The sequence below is a fragment of the Pseudomonas retamae genome (genome assembly GCF_043496865.1).
Classification (GTDB): domain Bacteria; phylum Pseudomonadota; class Gammaproteobacteria; order Pseudomonadales; family Pseudomonadaceae; genus Aquipseudomonas; species Aquipseudomonas retamae.
The window spans coordinates 265950-281794 of the sequence record NZ_JBIEIL010000002.1 but is presented as its reverse complement, the minus strand read 5'-3'; the positions used below and the strand labels follow the sequence as shown (position 1 = coordinate 281794).

Here is a 15845-nt window from a genome sequence, read left to right as displayed (position 1 = left end):
AAATTTAAAGGTAAGTCGCGCTCTATTGGACTTTCGTGGCAATCGACGCGGTGGCAGCGAAGTCCCGGCGCGGTTTTGACCCTGAGCTCCGAGGGGTGATCAATGGCCGACAAAGGGCTAACATGCCGGTCTGTTCCGCGTTTCAGTGTTTTGCCTACCTTATGCCCAATCAGACCATCAAGACTCCCTGCGTCGGCCTCTGCTCCACTGTTTACGGTGACTTGGTCTGCCGTGGCTGCAAGCGTTTCCATCACGAAGTGATTCACTGGAACGGTTACAACGAAGAGCAGAAGCGCGCCGTGTGGCTGCGTCTGGAACAATTGCTGTCACAAGTGATGGCGAGCAAGGTCGAGATATTCGACCCGGCGCGCCTGCGTGAACAGCTGGAACAGCGCAAGATCCGCTTCGTGCCGCATCAGTCGGAATATTGCTGGGCCTATCAGTTGATTGCCCGTGGCGCGCGGGTGATCGTTAATCTCGAAGCGTATGGGATGGTCTTGCTGCCGGAGTTTCGCGACTGGAACCTGCCGGAACTGCGCGATGCCATTGATCGGGAATTCTTCCTGCTGTCGGAAGCGCATTATCAGCGCTACATCGCCCCGGGGTTCCTTAGAGACGCCTTCGGCGCCTGAACATCAAAAACTTCGCGAGCAGGCTCGCTCCCACAGGGGAATGCATTTCAACTGCTGGAATGCATTTCAATTGTGGGAGCGAGCCTGCTCGCGACGGCGCCAATCCAGGCACCGCCATCCTTAATGTTTCACCGCCAGCTCCACCAGATGATCTTCAACCTCCTGCGGCTTGAGCACCAGCACGTCGCTTTCCAGCGCATCAAGCACTGCTTCGGCGGTGTTGCCGATCAATGCGCCTGACAAGCCGCTGCGCGCCACGGTGCCAATCACGGTCACTGCCGCCTGCAGCTTGTGCGCCATGAACGGGATCAATACGTCCGCCGGTCCTTCTTCAATGTGTAAATGCTCGTCATCAACATCGAATTCGGCCTGAAACGCCCGGCACTGTTCGCGATATCTGGCTTCTATCGTCGATTTGAGCTGAAAGGTCGGGTCGGCCGCCGAGAGCATCGGCGACGGATGCGCGGTGATCACATGCAGCTGCGCCTTGGCCAGGCTGGCAATGTCGTAGCCGTGATCAATGATCGTGGTGTGCAGATGCCGATGTTCGCCATCGGCATTGCCGACGTCGATCGCCGCCAGAATTACCCGGTCTTTCCATGAACCCGTGGTTTTCACCAGCAGCACCGGGGTAGGGCAGTGGCGCAGCAGTTTCCAGTCCGCCGGGGTCAGCAGGGCTTTTTTCAACGGGCTGTCGGGGAAGTGCTGTTTGATCACCAGCCCGCAGCCCTCGGCCTGCTGCACATCGATGATGGTTTCGTGCAGGCTCTCGTTCCATGCCTGTTCGGTGGTCACGCTGTAGCCTTCGGCCAACAGCGCAGCCTTGAGCACGCTGAGCAGGCCGGCGTGGTCATGCTTCTTGTCGCATACCAGCAGGTGCAGATGGGCCTGGGTCACACCGGCGATCAGCTTGGCGCGTTTGAGCGCCAGGCTTTCCGCGTGTTCGGGTTCGATGACCACCAGAATGCTGCGAATGGCTTGCATGAGCGGAGTCTCCAGCAAAGAAAAGGCACGGCGTTGCACAACTATAGTTGCTGCGCGATTGTCTGCGACTTGATGCATATCAACGCCAGCCGCTGGTGGTCTGCGGGCAGGCCGGTATAATCGGCGCCCTTCGCTCGTAGACCTTTTGCCGTGAGCCCCATGATCCTTCCCGAAATCCACGAATTCCTTGGCTGCCGCACCCCCGACGCCTGGGTTCAGGCCGCCCTGGCTGATCAGGACACCTTGCTGATCGACCACAAGAACTGCGAGTTCAAGGCCGCCAGCACCGCTCTGAGCCTGATTGCCAAGTATCACTTCCACGTCGACTTGATCAACATGATGTCGCGTCTGGCCCGGGAAGAGCTGGTGCACCACGAGCAAGTGATGCGCATCATGAAGCGTCGCAAGATCGAGCTGCGTCAGCTGCACGCCGGCCGTTACGCCTCGGGTTTGCGCAAAGTGGTGCGCAGCCATGAGCCAGTCAAACTGGTCGATACGCTGGTGGTCGGAGCGTTTATCGAAGCGCGCAGTTGCGAACGCTTCGAGGCGCTGGTGCCGCATCTCGACGAAGAACTCGGCAAGTTTTACTTCGGCCTGCTGAAAAGCGAGGCGCGGCATTTTCAGGGTTATCTGAAACTGGCCTATCAATACGGCGAGGCGAAAGACGTCGCCCAGGTGATTGAAAAAGTCCGCGCCGCCGAGCAGGAATTGATCGAGTCGCCAGACGAAGAATTCCGCTTCCACAGCGGCGTGCCCGCCGCCGTTTGTTAAAAACTCTTAAAAACATGAAACATCTGCGAAAACCGGCCCCTGCGGCCGGTTTTTGCTGCCTGCGCCAATCGCTTGCGCGCCGATTGCCGCCATAATGCCGGCCACTTTCGACAAGGGTCAGATGGGCGTTATGGATAACCTGGGGTTTGGCAAAGTCCTGCTGGTGGAAGACGATGAGCGTCTGGCGGCGCTGATCGCGCACTTCCTCGAACAACATGGCTACGAAGTCCGTGTGGTGCATCGTGGCGATCTGGCCGTGGCGGCTTTTCTTGAATTCAAGCCCAAGGTGCTGGTGCTCGACCTGATGCTGCCGGGGCAGAGCGGGCTGCAGGTGTGCCGCGAGATCCGCAGCGTGTCGGACACGCCGATCGTGATGCTGACTGCCAAGGAAGATGACCTCGACCATATTCTCGGTCTCGAATCCGGCGCCGACGATTACCTGATCAAACCGATCAAGCCGCCAGTGCTGCTCGCGCGGCTGCGGGCATTGCAGCGGCGGCAGGTGCCGGACAACAGCGTAGTGAGCTTTCTCGAGTTCGGTGTGTTGAGCATCGACCGCAGTTGCCGTGAGGTCCGGCTGAACGGCGAGCTCATCGAGTTGACCACCATGGAATTCGAACTGCTGTGGTTGCTGGCCAGCGCGGCGGGCAAGATTCTCTCGCGCGATGACATTCTCAATCGCATGCGCGGGATTGCCTTCGATGGCCTCAACCGCAGCGTCGACGTGTACATCAGCAAATTACGCAACAAGCTCAAGGACAACTCGCGCGAACCGGTGTGCATCAAGACCGTGTGGGGCAAAGGATATCTGTTCAATCCGTTCGCGTGGGAGCTGTAAATGCTGCGCTTGTTTCTCGGTTTGTTTCTGGTCATGACCCTCGGCCTGGTGGCGGCGTTGCAGACCGTCGAACATACGTTCAACGCGTTGCTCGACAATCAGATGCAGGCATACAACCGCGAAGCGGTGCGTGGGCAGGCGTGGTCGCTGGTCGATCATTTGCGCGGCACGCAGGGGGCGCAGCGTGAGCAGAAACTCGACAGCTTACGCAAGCATTATGGGCTTTCGCTCAGCCTGGTCGAGGCCGCGCAACTGGCGCTGACGGCGCAGGAAAAAGCCGAGCTGGCGCAGAATCTGCTGGTGATCCGCGACGACTACACGCAGTTCATCAGCAACATCGACGGCGGCTCGCAATTGCTCAGTATCAAGCTGCCGCCGGAGCCAAGCCTGATGCCGTTCTACATCAGTGCCGCCTACGGCATGCTCGCGGTGCTGATTGGCATCGTGCTGTTTTTCTGGGTACGCCCGCACTGGCGTGATCTGGAAAAGCTGCGCATGGCCGCCGAGCGTTTTGGCGCAAACGATCTGTCGGTGCGTATCCAGTTGTCCAGGCGCTCGAACATCCGTGATCTGGCTGAGCACTTCAACCTGATGGCGGCGCGCATCGAAGGCCTGATTGCCAACCAGCGTGAATTGACCAATGCCGTGTCCCACGAGCTGCGCACGCCGATTGCGCGGCTGTCGTTCGAACTTGATCAGCTCAGGCAACAACCGGACGCCAGCCAGAATCGCGAACTGATCGCCGACATGTACGCCGACCTCGGCGAGCTCGAAGAAATGGTTTCCGAGTTGCTGACCTACGCCAGCCTCGAGCACGGTGCCACGGTGATCAAACGGGAAAATATCCAGGCAGCCAATTGGCTCGACAGTGTGGTCGGCAGCGTTGCGCTGGAGGCCGAAGCGGCCGGTATCGAGTTGCTGATCGGTGATTGCCGGGTCGACAGCGTGCGCATCGAGCCGCGCTTCATGGCGCGCGCGGTGATCAACCTGCTGCGCAATGCCATCCGGTATGCCGAGGAGCGCGTTGAAGTAACGTTGGTGCGCAGCGGTGACATGTATGAAGTGCGGGTCAGCGATGACGGGCCGGGCGTGCCGATCGAGGGTCGGGAGAAGATTTTTGAGCCGTTCTCGCGCCTGGACGCCAGCCGGGACCGGCGCACCGGTGGTTTCGGTTTGGGCCTGGCGTTGGTGCGGCGGGTGTCGCAGTCCCATGGCGGGCAGGTTGAGGTTGGGGATTCGGCGTGGGGTGGGGCGTTGTTTCGGATGACCTGGGCGCATCTGGATTGAAGCGGTCAGCCTCCTGTCTGCAATACACCCCCTGTAGGAATGAGCCTGCTCGCGATAGCGTTGGGTCAGACACACCAATGCTGACTGATCCACCGCTATCGCGAGCAGGCTCACTCCTACAGGGGGCACGGTTCAGCGGGGCAGACCGAGGCGCTCATGCCACTGGGCGATCGACTCTTCGGGGTATTCGTCAAATTGCTGATCTTTGGCTTTGGCCTCGACTTCAACCCACGACGCTTTCGACCCAAGCATCAAATGCGTGTGCTCCGGCGGCACTGGCAGTGCGGTATCGATAGCCGAGGCAAACGGATGGATCAGCTCTGGCCATTCCGGGCTGAACAGCCACAAGCCGCTGCCGCACAGTGAGCAGAAATGCCGTTCGGCGCTGCTGCGATGGGCGCGTTGATCGCCTTCGTTTTTCATCTTCGCGTGGTAGACGCTGATGTGTTTGCGCCCGCGCACCTTGAGGCTGTTCGCGTCGCCGCCAAGGTTGATCGCATAACCGCCGCCGCCCTGGGTCTTGCGACAGATCGAGCAATAGCAGCGTTGATAAGGGTAGGGGTGGGTGCTGTCGAGGCTGAACGTGACCTCGCCGCAATGGCAGGAGCCTTCGAGGTGCATGGCCTTCTCCTGATGATGAATGTCTGCACAAGCCTAGAACATTGCGCGCGGTGTGATGCCTCGCCTGCGCGCAGCGTCTAGCCCCAGTGTCCCCGCGATCCCTTGGGGCGAGACTTCGAGACCCGGCATGCAAGCGCTGTTGAACGAGATCCTTGACGCTGTCCGCCCGTTGATCGGGCAGGGCAAAGTGGCTGATTACATCCCCGCCCTCGGCACCGTGCCGGCCAATCAACTGGGCATTGCCGTATACAGTAATGACGGCGAAATGTATTGCGCTGGCGATGCCGAAACGCCGTTCTCGGTGCAAAGTATTTCCAAGGTGTTCAGCCTGGTGCAGGCGATCGATCATTCCGGCGAAGCGATCTGGGAACGCCTCGGTCACGAGCCTTCCGGGCAGCCGTTCAACTCGCTGGTGCAGCTGGAGTTCGAACGCGGCCGGCCACGCAATCCATTCATCAATGCCGGTGCGCTGGTGATCTGCGACATCAATCAGTCACGCTTCGCCGCGCCGACCTTGTCGATGCGCGATTTCGTCCGTCGTCTGTCGGGCAATCCGCAGATCATGATCGACGGCAAAGTCGCCGATTCCGAATACCAGCACCGTGCGCGCAATGCTGCGATGGCGTACCTGATGCAGTCATTCGGCAATTTCCACAACGATGTCGAAGCGGTGCTGCGCAGTTATTTCAGCCACTGTGCCTTGCGCATGAACTGCATCGATCTGGCCCGCGCCTTTTGCTTCCTGGCCAATGACGGTTTCTGCAAACACAGCGGCGAGCGCATCCTCACGCCTCGGCAGACCCAGCAGGTCAACTCGATCATGGCCACCAGCGGGCTGTATGACGAGGCCGGCAACTTCGCTTATCGCGTCGGTTTGCCGGGCAAAAGCGGCGTCGGTGGCGGGATCGTCGCGGTGGTGCCGGGGCAGTTCACGGTTTGCGTGTGGTCGCCGGAACTCAACGCCGCCGGCAATTCGCTGGCGGGGATGGCGGCGCTGGAATTGCTCAGCTCACGGATTGGCTGGTCGGTGTTCTGAAGATATTTGCAATTCCCCTGTGGGAGCGAGCCTGCTCGCGAAGAGGCCGGTACATTCAGCATCGATGTTGCCTGACCGGACGCTTTCGCGAGCAGGCTCGCTCCCACAGGGGGGCAGAGTTGCTTTGGCGGATTGTGTTCTATACATTTTCCGGCCGCCCCCTGCATGGTGAATCCGCTTCATGTCTCTTGCGCTCGAACGTCTAGTCGCTGGCACGCCGATCCCTTTCGCTGGTAACCGCGTCACCGTGGTCAGCCCCGAACTGGCCACGCGCTTTCAGCCCGGTGATCACCTGCTGGTCGAGCAGGTCAGTGGCGAGTTGCTGCTGATTCCCGTGGCGGATCAGCAAGCAGCCTCGGTTGCGATCGAGCGCGCGGCTGCGGCATTCACTGCGTTGTCGGCGGTGAGCGACGAGGCGATCAGCGGGTTTTTCGACCTGTTTGCCCAGCGCCTGGAAGACCCGCAATGCTGGGCCCACATCGAAACCGCCAACCGCGCCGACATCGAACGCGCCAAGGCTCGTGGCCGCTCGACCACCCGTTTGCTCGCCGACGAACGCATGCGCCGCGACATGATCGCCGGCCTGCGTGCCTGGCGCGACGCCGCAGCGACTCGTGGCAAAGTCATCAGCAGCGTCGAACACGACGGCTGGAAGGTCGAGCAAGTGGTGGCGCCGCTGGGCATTGTCGCGTTTGTCTTCGAAGGACGACCGAACGTGTTCGCCGATGCCGCTGGCGTCTTGCGCACCGGCAACACCGCGGTGCTGCGTATTGGCAGCGATGCGCTGGGCACCGCGCAAGCCATCGTCACCCATGCCTTGAACCCGGCGCTGGCGGCGGCGGGTCTGCCGGCCGGCGCGGTGTCGCTGGTGGAGAGTGTCAATCACGCCGCCGGTTGGGCAATGTTTGCCGACCGCCGCTTGTCGCTGGCGGTGGCGCGGGGTTCGGGGCGTGCGGTCAGTCAACTGGGCAGCATTGCTCAGCAGGCCGGCACTGCGGTCAGCCTGCACGGCACCGGTGGCGCGTGGCTAATCGCTGATGACGCGGCGGATGCCGAGCGTTTTGCGGCTGTGGTGCGCAATTCGCTGGACCGCAAAGTCTGCAACACCCTCAACGTTTGCCTGATCCAGCGTGACCGCGCCGCTGAGCTGGTGCCGTTGTTCCTCGATGCCTTGAAGCAGGCCGGCACCGCGCGGGGCCAGGGTTGCAAACTGCACGTCGTCGAAGGCAGCGAAAGTTGCTTGCCGAGTGAATGGCAGGACGCAACGGTCGAGGTTTACCGCGCCGAGGGCTACCAGACTGAAGCACTGGCCGAACCACTGGCGGAATCGCAGTTGGGCCGCGAGTGGGAGTGGGAGGAAACCCCGGAAGTCAGCCTGATGATTGTCGATGATCTAGACCAGGCGATTGCCTTGTTCAACCGCTACAGCCCGCAATTTACCGTGTCATTGATCAGCGAGGATGCCGCCGTTCACGAGCGTTTCTACAACGCGGTCAACGCACCGTTCGTGGGCAATGGCATCACCCGCTGGGTCGACGGGCAGTACGCGCTGAACAAGCCGGAGCTGGGCCTTTCCAACTGGGAGAGCGGGCGCTTGTTTGCGCGCAGTGCGATTCTTTCCGGCGATGGCGTGTTTACCGTGCGTAGCCGCATGACGCAGGTTGATCTCACAGTAAAACGCTGACACCTGCGCGTTGATCGAACGGTAAAACGCTGATCCCTGCACGTTGACCGTTCCCACGCTCCGCGTGGTAACGCAGCCCGTGACGCTCCGGGTCACTGGACGCAGAGCGTCCCCGGAGGCATTCCCACGCAGAGCGTGGGAACGATCAGTCATGCTGCGTGATTAGCCTGCGCATGCACCGCGCAGGTCGCCGGTTGTTCGACCAGCGCTACAAAGGTGCGGCGGTCTGAGGACAGCGCGTCGATCGAGCCGGTTTCGATGTCGTACACCCAGCCATGCAGGTTCAACAGGCCTTTTTCCTGAGCCAGTCGCACGCTCGGGTGGGTCTGGATATTCGCCAGTTGCGCGATCACGTTCTCGCGCACCATCGAACTCAACTTCGCCGCATCGTTGGCGTGCGCTCGCGCTTCATTGACCACTTTCGCCGATTCGGCATGTTGCAGCCAGCCGCTGACCGCGGGAAGATGATCCATGCATTTGCACTGAGCGATCGCAGTCATCGCGCCACAGTCCGAATGGCCGCAAATCACGATATCAGTCACGCCGAGTACGGCCACCGCATATTCCACGGTCGCTGAGACCCCGCCCGGATGCGGGCTGTAAGACGGCACAATGTTGCCCGCGTTGCGGATCACGAACAGCTCGCCGGGCTCTTGCTGGGTCAGCAGTTCCGGCACCACGCGGCTGTCGGAACAGGTGATGAACAACGTGCCGGGCTGCTGCGTGGTGGCCAGGTGACGGAACAGTTCGCTGCGTTGCGGAAAGGCTTCGTTCTGGAACTTCAAAAAGCCATCAATCAGGTTTTTCATGGTGTAGTCCTCTCAGTTCGAGCAACCGCTGCCGAATTCGCTGTATTGCAGAATGTGTTTGTTGCCGCTGCTGTCCAGATAACTCATCTCGACCGGCACCACGCCGCACACATCGGCGACCGGGGTGATGTTCAGCACTTTGGCGATGTCCAGGTGCATGCCGTAGTGGTAGGCGACGACCTCGTCAGTGGCAGATGCCTGGGCGCAGAGGCCGCCGAGCAGGGCCAGGGTCAACAGAATTTTTTGCATGGGGCAGCCTCCAGGCTCAGGTGGTGACAGGTAACGCTTCGGGGGATGGCCCGCATCGGAATGCGGGCCGGGCTATCAGAACGGACGCAGCGGCAGGAACTTGCCGTCGAGCGTGACCACGGCGCGCGAGCCGCCTTCAGGGTCTTCGACCTTCTTGATGTCGAGCTTGAAGTTGATCGCGCTGATGATGCCGTCGCCGAACTGCTCGTGGACCAGCGCCTTGAGGGTGGTGCCGTAGATCTGGATCATCTCGTGGAAGCGGTAGATGGTCGGGTCCGTTGGTACGCCGTTGAGGCTGCCGCGCAGCGGGATGATCTGCATCGCCGCGACGTCTGCAACGCTCAGCTCCAGCTTGTCGCCGACGACTTTCGCGGCGCTTTCCGGCAATGGGTGCTGGCCGAGCAGGGCGGCGGTGACGTAGGCCAGGCTCAGGCCGGTGTCATCGGCCAGATCCTGCCACGACAGGTCCTTGCGCGCCTTGGCGTCGAGGATGCGGGTGGTCAGGGCCAGACTGGTGTCGTTGTAAGCGTGGGACTGTTGCATGGTGTCGTTCCTTTCGGGGGGTGGCTTGCTGTGTGGGATGGATCTTCTGCCGATTGGTCCATAGCGTCCAAGACCGATATACAATGCTAAGCATTGGTCCTGCCTATGGATGTTTATCCCCATGCTCTTGCGACATTTGCGTTACCTGCTGGCCGTTGCCGATCACGGCGGCTTCACCCGCGCCGCCGAGGCGCTGCATGTGTCGCAGCCGACGCTGTCGCAGCAGATTCGTCAGTTGGAGGAAGCCCTTGGCGTCACACTCTTCGATCGCACCTCACGCACGGTGAAACCTACCGATGCCGGCGAGGCGTACATCGAATGTGCGCGGCGGGTGCTGGTGGAGCTGGAGGCGGGCAAGCGCGCCTTGCATGACGTGAAGGATCTGTCGCGCGGGACGTTGCGTCTGGCCATGACGCCGACGTTCATGGCCTACCTGGTCGGGCCGCTGGTGCGGGATTTTGCGGCGCGATTTCCAGGGATTCATTTGCAGATTTTCGAATTGTCGATGGACGACATCGAGGCCGGTCTGGCGGACGACTCGCTGGACATAGCCATTGCCTTTACGCCGGTGCGCAGCGCGGACATCGAGTGCATTCCGGCGTTTACCGAAACGTTGGCGATCATGGTCGGGCGTGAACATCCGTTGTATGCCAGCGACTCGCGGTTACGGGTAGAGGATATCGCTCAGTTGGACTTCGCCTTGCTGGCGCCTGAGTTCATTACGCGGTTGTCAGTGGACGAGTACTTTCGACAGCAGGGAATCACGCCGAAAGTGCACATCGAGGTGAATTCGGTGAGCACGTTGCTCGAAGTGGTGCGCTGTTCGCCGATGGCGACGATGTTGCCGCAGGCGATCGCGACAGAGGACCGGGCGTTGCGCCGGTTGCGTGTCGAAGCCCAAGCGCCGCAGCGCGGAGCGGCGATTTTGCGGCGGCGCAATAATTATCACAGTGCGGCGGCGCTGGCGTTTGTCGAGTTGGTGCTGGGCCTGAAAAGCCCCGCACCCTGACCCTCTCCCCGGGGGAGAGGGGACTGACCGAGGTGTTTGGGCAGATACGTCGACCTGAAAGTCCTGAGCCGAACGCGAATTTCAAATCCATCATAGATCGGCTCCCTCTCCCTCGGGAGAGGGTTGGGGTGAGGGGCTACAATTTCAATCACGCCAAATCAATGCAAGCGAACAAAAAAGGCCTGCTTCCTTTAAGGAAGCAGGCCTTCGATTATTTAATTACTAACTCAATACAACCGATCAATCACCCGAACTTCATTATTGTTCTGCAGCGAATCCCACGCCTGTTTCAGCGTCTGCAGAACATTGCCAATAAAGTCCCTGTCGGCCGCTGCCTTCTTGCCGACATAACCGTGGCCGCGCCGGTACATCTTCAGGCGGGCCGCCAGTTGCTGGTTATTACGGTCGAATTCTTCTTCACCGGCATGGGGCGACAGGCAGTCGATATGCACCTGACCCGACTTGCTGATCCAGAGAATGTGGCTGTCGTGGCTGTCTTTTTGCGCAGCGAACATACGAGCCAGTTCTTCGACAGTAGGTTGATTGTTCAGATTCATGATATTGCCCCTTGACCAGTCTGGTGATCTTTCAAAGTTGATTCGCTAATACAGGTAGCCCATCGGTTAGTTGATCCCTGGCACCGAAACCAGGACGTCAGCGCTCGCCCGTGTTGAGTACGGGGTCGTGCATCTGTTGCATGTAGTCGTGTTGAATAACTGCTACGCAATAGCGTCACAACGAGGAGAAGCAGCGAAAACCGGGGAGGCGCCTTGCCGACCTTTTCAGCGTCGATCACAAGCATCTTGAGAGTTTTCGCCAGCGCTTCTCGTCCTTGTACTGGACGTTCAGGCCAGGTCAGCTTCTTCAATCTGCCTTGTGGGCAGCGTGTATCCGGAAAAAACAACTCGGCGGTCAGACGAGTTTGCTCAAGCGTGTTACCAGCGTTCCCGATCGGGGAACGTCTTCATCATGCAAAAGCAAAACGATGCCGTCAACGGTTTTGTAGTGATTATTTTCAAGCACTACATATTGTCGGACAAAGCGCTTTTGGAATGAGCAAAGATCCACGATGCGGAGGAAATCAGGGAACGTGAGGGGCTTAGCGGGTCGCCGGGCGGGCCGTGCGTTTGCGTGCGGTGGTGGTTTTGCTGGCGGTCGATTTGCGTTTCTTTTTCCACGGCGCCGCCGCTTTACCGGCGGGTGGCGGGCCGCTGATGGTCAGGCTCAGGCCGGAACAACGAGTGACTTGCTTGCTCATCCACGCCGCTTGTTTGGTAACGAACTCTTCCAGACTCATCTCACCGCTCTGCACCATGTCCAGCGCCTGCTCCCAGATCGCCGTGGTGCCGGGGTCGGCAATCGCCCGCGGAACCGCATCGATCAGGCTGAACGCGGCCGGCGTGGCGGCGAGCGCCTTGCCGTTCTTCACCAGATAACCGCGATCGATCAACCCCTGAATGATCGAGGCGCGGGTGGCTTCGGTGCCGATCCCGGTGGTGTCCTTGAGTTTCTGTTTGAGCAGTGGATCTTCCACCAGTCTGGCGACGTTTTTCATCGCCTTGATCAGATCGCCTTCGGTGTAGGGCTTGGGTGGTTGCGTCCACAGGTCCTTGAGCTTGACCTCGGCGACGGCGCATTCGGCGCCCTGGCTGAGTGTCGGCAAGGTCTGCGGCGCGGCAGCCTCGCGGCCCTTGGCCGGCGCCAGTGCCTCGGGCAACGCGCGTTTCCAGCCCGGTTCGATGATCTGCTTGCCAATTGCGCGCAGTGCCTGGCCTGCGCAGTCGAAATCGGCCTGGGTGCGATCGTATTCGTGGTTGGGCAGAAACTGCGCCAGATAGCGTGCGCGAATCAGCGTGTACACCGCGCGATGCTTGCCGGTCAGGCGCTCGAGGTTTTTCGCTGCAGCGGTGGGGATGATGCCATGGTGAGCGCTGACCTTGGCGTCGTTCCAGGCGCGTGACCGACGCTGTGGCTCGAGATAGCCTCGTAGCGCTTCGAGACCCGGATCGGCCTGACGCAATGCCGCAAGAATGCCCGGCGCTTCGCTGTGCTGGCTCAGCGGCAGGTAACCGCAATCGCTGCGCGGGTAAGTGATGACTTTGTAGGTTTCGTACAGCGCCTGGGCGATGTCGAGGGTTTCCTGCGCGCCGAGGCCGAGTTTCTTCGAGCAGACTTCCTGCAAGGTGCCGAGATCGAAGGGCAGGGGCGCCACTTCGCGCATGCGCTCGGTTTTCAGTTTAACTACCCGCGCGCTTGGCGCACTGCCGATCGCCGCCGCTGCTTGTTGGGCCAGCGCCTGATTCAGGCAGCGCTCCTGCTCGTCACAGGCATCCGTCGGCGCGCGCCACTGCGCGGTAAACCGCGTGCCGTTGTGCAGCAGATCGACATCGATCGCCCAGAACGGCACAGGCACGAAATCGGCGATGCTGCGGTCGCGATCCACCACCAGCCGCAAGGTCGGCGTTTGCACCCGGCCTACCGGCAGCACGCCTTGATAGCCCGACTGGCGGCCGAGCAGGGTGAACAGCCGGCTCATGTTCATGCCGATCAGCCAGTCCGCCCGTGAACGGCCCAGTGCCGAGTGATACAGGCTGAAGGTCTCTGCGCCCGGCTTGAGTGCGGCGAGCGCCTTGCGGATCGAGGCCTCGTCCAGTGCCGACAGCCACAAACGGCGAATCGGCCCGCGATAGCGACAATGCTCGACCAGTTCCCGGGCGATCATCTCACCCTCACGGTCGGCGTCGGTGGCGATGATCAGCTCGCTGGCCTCGCCGAGCAGGCGTTTCACCGCTTTGAACTGGCTGGCGGTGCGCGGCTTGACGGTCATTTTCCATTTGTCCGGAATGATCGGCAGGTCCGCCAGCACCCAGCGTTTGTAGCGCGCGTCGTAGGCATCCGGCGGCGCGGTTTCGAGCAGATGGCCGATGCACCAGGTCACCGTGACGTCCGTTCCCAGCCAGCAGCCGTCGCCCCGACGCCGGGCGCCGAGTACGGCCGCAATGTCTTTGGCCTGAGAAGGTTTTTCACAGAGATACAGCCGCATAGCCACCATCGTCGATCAGCGTCGGAACAGGTGCACAGAATGGCCGGACTTGGCGGTGGGGGCAACTTTTATCTGTATGGATATACATGTAAAAGTTACCGGGCCTTACCCTCTCCCAGAGAGAAGGGACTGATCGGGGGGGGCGAGGGAGTTCGCCGTTCGGCTGCAATCCCGACCCGATCAGCCGCCATCAGCTATACCTGAACCGTCTCTTTGTCGTACTCAGGAGAACTCAATGAAAAGCCCCAGCCCCGTGATCAATCTCGAACAGCTCGCCGGCTGCCTGGTAGTGAAATTCCACGGCATCCAGGTGGCCGCATCTTCCCACGTGCTGGTCCTCAAAGAAGCCAATTACCCGCCGGTGTATTACCTGCCGCGCGAAGACATCGACGAGAAATATTTCGCCCGCACCGATCACACCAGCTATTGCCCGTACAAGGGCGATGCCAGTTACTTCAGTTTGCAGGTGCCGGGGCATGAGCAGGCGAATGCGGTGTGGACGTACGAGAACCCGAAAGTCTCGGTGGCGCCGATCCGCGATTACGTGGCGTTCTATCCGGATCAGGTCAAATTCGAGGTGATCAAGGCGGATGCCTGAGCGAAGAAACGGCGAGCGCGAACGCGCTCGCCGGCAGCGGTTTCAATTCTTGTCGAGGTCGATGTTCTTCGTCTCACGCAGGCAAATCATGCCTACCACCAGGCTGACTCCAGTAATCAACACCGGGTACCACAGCCCGTAAAAGATATCGCCGGTGTACACCACCAGAGCAAACGACACCGTCGGCAGGAAACCGCCGAACCAGCCGTTGCCGATGTGGTAAGGCAGCGACATCGAGGTGTAGCGGATGCGCGTCGGGAACAGCTCGACCATCAGCGCCGCCAGTGGCCCGTAGCACATCGCCGAGATGATGATCAGCGCCACGATCAGCGCAACAATCATTGGCTTGTTGATCTGCTGCATGTCGGCCTGTTGCGGGTAGCCGGCAAGGGTGATCGCGCCGCGCAGGGCGGCTTCATCGAAGCCATCAAGTTTGACGTCGCCGACGCTCACCTGCACGCCGCTGCCCGCCGGAGCGGCGACGCTGGAATAGGGCAAGCCTTGTTTGACCAGGAAGGTCTTGACCTTGTCGCACGGGCTGTCGAATTTGGCTTTGCCGACCGGATCGAACTGGAAGGTACAGGTCGCCGGATCCGCCGTCACGGTGATCGGCGCCTGACGGCTGGCCAGGTCGATCGCCGGGTTGGCGTAGTGAGCGAGGGATTTGAAGATCGGAAAGTACAGCGCGGTCGCCAGCAGCAAGCCCAGCATCAACACCGGTTTGCGCCCGACCTTGTCCGACAGCCAGCCAAAGAATATGAAGAATGGCGCGCCGATGACCACGCTGACAATCAGCAGGCTGTTGGCCACCGCCGGGTCCATTTTCAGGAACTGGGTGAGGAAGAACAGCACGTAGAATTGCGCCGCATAAAACGTCACCGCTTGCCCGGCATTGATGCTGAACAGGGCGATCAACACCACTTTGAGGTTTTCCCACTTACCGAAGGATTCGCGGATCGGCGCTTTTGAGGTTTTGCCTTCCTCCTTCATTTTCAGGTAGGCCGGCGACTCGTGCAGGCTCAGGCGAATCCACGTCGAAATCCCCAGCAGCACGATCGACAGCAGAAACGGAATGCGCCAGCCCCAGACTTCAAACTGGTCGCCGGTGAAATACCGGCAACCGAGCACCACCAGCAGCGACAGCAACAGGCCGAGGGTCGCGGTGGACTGAATCCAACTGGTGTGGAAACCGCGCTTGCCAATCGGCGCATGCTCGGCCACGTAAGTCGCCGCGCCGCCGTATTCGCCGCCGAGCGCCAGGCCCTGAAGCATACGCAGTACTACCAGAATGATCGGCGCGGCAATGCCGATGCTCGCGTAGGTCGGCAGCAGACCGACGCAGAACGTCGCCACGCCCATCAGAATGATCGTTGCCAGAAAGGTGTATTTACGCCCGATCATGTCGCCCAGCCGACCGAACACCAGCGCGCCGAACGGCCGCACGATGAATCCGGCGGCGAACGCCATCAGGGCAAAAATGAACGCTGTGGTGTCGTTGACCCCGGCGAAAAACTGCTTGCTGATCACCGCCGCAAGCGCGCCGTAGAGAAAGAAGTCATACCACTCGAACACCGTCCCGAGTGACGAGGCAAAGATCACTTTTTGCGTGGCATTGCTGGTCTCGGCGCTACTCGCAGCGTCCAGCGGCTGAGCGTGTTCTGACATGTCGATATCCCTCACAGTGATTGTTTTTGTTGTTCCACTGGTGTTGCGTGTCCCGGTGTTGCGTGATGCCTTAAAG

The 15845-nt window shown here is 60.5% G+C and carries 16 protein-coding genes; 8 read left to right on the top strand and 8 right to left on the bottom strand.

The features are described from left to right. Positions 1-161: 161 nt before the first annotated feature. Positions 162-632: a DUF1289 domain-containing protein gene (locus ACGSLL_RS04395; RefSeq protein ID WP_208937850.1), complete on the top strand. Its 471-nt coding sequence runs from the start codon at positions 162-164 to the stop codon at positions 630-632. 120 nt (positions 633-752) lie between these two features. On the opposite strand, the gene ACGSLL_RS04390 is transcribed toward ACGSLL_RS04395, so the two are convergent. Further along, positions 753-1616 (bottom strand): universal stress protein, encoded by an 864-nt coding sequence (locus ACGSLL_RS04390; protein WP_394503540.1) that lies wholly within the window; start codon positions 1614-1616, stop codon positions 753-755. A 159-nt stretch (positions 1617-1775) separates the two neighbouring features. Between ACGSLL_RS04390 and ACGSLL_RS04385 the strand changes: the two genes are divergently transcribed. The 3 genes from ACGSLL_RS04385 (at position 1776) to ACGSLL_RS04375 (ending at position 4512) form a co-directional block, all read left to right on the top strand. Beyond that, the gene (locus tag ACGSLL_RS04385) at positions 1776-2387 is read left to right on the top strand and encodes a MiaE family protein (RefSeq protein WP_394503538.1); all 612 of its coding nucleotides are present in this window, start codon (positions 1776-1778) and stop codon (positions 2385-2387) included. 130 nt (positions 2388-2517) lie between these two features. Continuing rightward, positions 2518-3225, top strand: coding sequence for a response regulator (locus tag ACGSLL_RS04380; RefSeq protein ID WP_394503807.1), 708 nt, complete (start codon positions 2518-2520; stop codon positions 3223-3225). Continuing rightward, positions 3226-4512 carry an ATP-binding protein gene (locus tag ACGSLL_RS04375; RefSeq protein ID WP_394503536.1) on the top strand — a complete coding sequence of 429 codons (1287 nt, stop codon included), beginning with the start codon at positions 3226-3228 and terminating at the stop codon, positions 4510-4512. Positions 4513-4644: 132 nt separating this feature from the next. On the opposite strand, the gene ACGSLL_RS04370 is transcribed toward ACGSLL_RS04375, so the two are convergent. Further along, complete coding sequence (locus tag ACGSLL_RS04370; protein WP_394503534.1) at positions 4645-5133, bottom strand: GFA family protein; 489 nt, start codon at positions 5131-5133, stop codon at positions 4645-4647. A gap of 127 nt (positions 5134-5260) precedes the next feature. Between ACGSLL_RS04370 and glsB the strand changes: the two genes are divergently transcribed. Continuing rightward, positions 5261-6169, top strand: coding sequence for a glutaminase B (gene glsB, locus ACGSLL_RS04365; RefSeq protein WP_394503532.1), 909 nt, complete (start codon positions 5261-5263; stop codon positions 6167-6169). A gap of 181 nt (positions 6170-6350) precedes the next feature. Next, positions 6351-7853: an aldehyde dehydrogenase family protein gene (locus ACGSLL_RS04360; protein ID WP_394503530.1), complete on the top strand. Its 1503-nt coding sequence runs from the start codon at positions 6351-6353 to the stop codon at positions 7851-7853. Positions 7854-8002: 149 nt separating this feature from the next. On the opposite strand, the gene ACGSLL_RS04355 is transcribed toward ACGSLL_RS04360, so the two are convergent. From ACGSLL_RS04355 to cynS, 3 genes are all read right to left on the bottom strand, one after another. Further along, positions 8003-8662 carry a carbonic anhydrase gene (locus ACGSLL_RS04355; protein ID WP_394503528.1) on the bottom strand — a complete coding sequence of 220 codons (660 nt, stop codon included), beginning with the start codon at positions 8660-8662 and terminating at the stop codon, positions 8003-8005. 12 nt (positions 8663-8674) lie between these two features. Beyond that, positions 8675-8911 carry a DUF2790 domain-containing protein gene (locus ACGSLL_RS04350; RefSeq protein WP_394503526.1) on the bottom strand — a complete coding sequence of 79 codons (237 nt, stop codon included), beginning with the start codon at positions 8909-8911 and terminating at the stop codon, positions 8675-8677. A 75-nt stretch (positions 8912-8986) separates the two neighbouring features. Further along, positions 8987-9454 carry a cyanase gene (cynS, locus tag ACGSLL_RS04345; protein ID WP_394503524.1) on the bottom strand — a complete coding sequence of 156 codons (468 nt, stop codon included), beginning with the start codon at positions 9452-9454 and terminating at the stop codon, positions 8987-8989. A 121-nt stretch (positions 9455-9575) separates the two neighbouring features. Between cynS and cynR the strand changes: the two genes are divergently transcribed. Further along, positions 9576-10463 (top strand): transcriptional regulator CynR, encoded by an 888-nt coding sequence (gene cynR / locus ACGSLL_RS04340; protein ID WP_394503522.1) that lies wholly within the window; start codon positions 9576-9578, stop codon positions 10461-10463. 227 nt (positions 10464-10690) lie between these two features. Here cynR and ACGSLL_RS04335 read toward each other — a convergent pair whose 3' ends face one another. Both ACGSLL_RS04335 and ACGSLL_RS04330 read right to left on the bottom strand, forming a co-directional pair. Next, positions 10691-11020 (bottom strand): hypothetical protein, encoded by a 330-nt coding sequence (locus ACGSLL_RS04335; protein ID WP_394503520.1) that lies wholly within the window; start codon positions 11018-11020, stop codon positions 10691-10693. Between the two features lie 542 nt (positions 11021-11562). Continuing rightward, complete coding sequence (locus tag ACGSLL_RS04330; protein WP_394503518.1) at positions 11563-13506, bottom strand: DNA topoisomerase III; 1944 nt, start codon at positions 13504-13506, stop codon at positions 11563-11565. A gap of 235 nt (positions 13507-13741) precedes the next feature. Between ACGSLL_RS04330 and ACGSLL_RS04325 the strand changes: the two genes are divergently transcribed. Further along, on the top strand, positions 13742-14104 hold the full coding sequence (locus ACGSLL_RS04325) for a DUF427 domain-containing protein (RefSeq protein WP_394503516.1): 363 nt from the start codon (positions 13742-13744) through the stop codon (positions 14102-14104). A gap of 42 nt (positions 14105-14146) precedes the next feature. Here ACGSLL_RS04325 and ACGSLL_RS04320 read toward each other — a convergent pair whose 3' ends face one another. After that, positions 14147-15769: an MFS transporter gene (locus tag ACGSLL_RS04320; RefSeq protein WP_093102491.1), complete on the bottom strand. Its 1623-nt coding sequence runs from the start codon at positions 15767-15769 to the stop codon at positions 14147-14149. Positions 15770-15845: the final 76 nt, after the last annotated feature.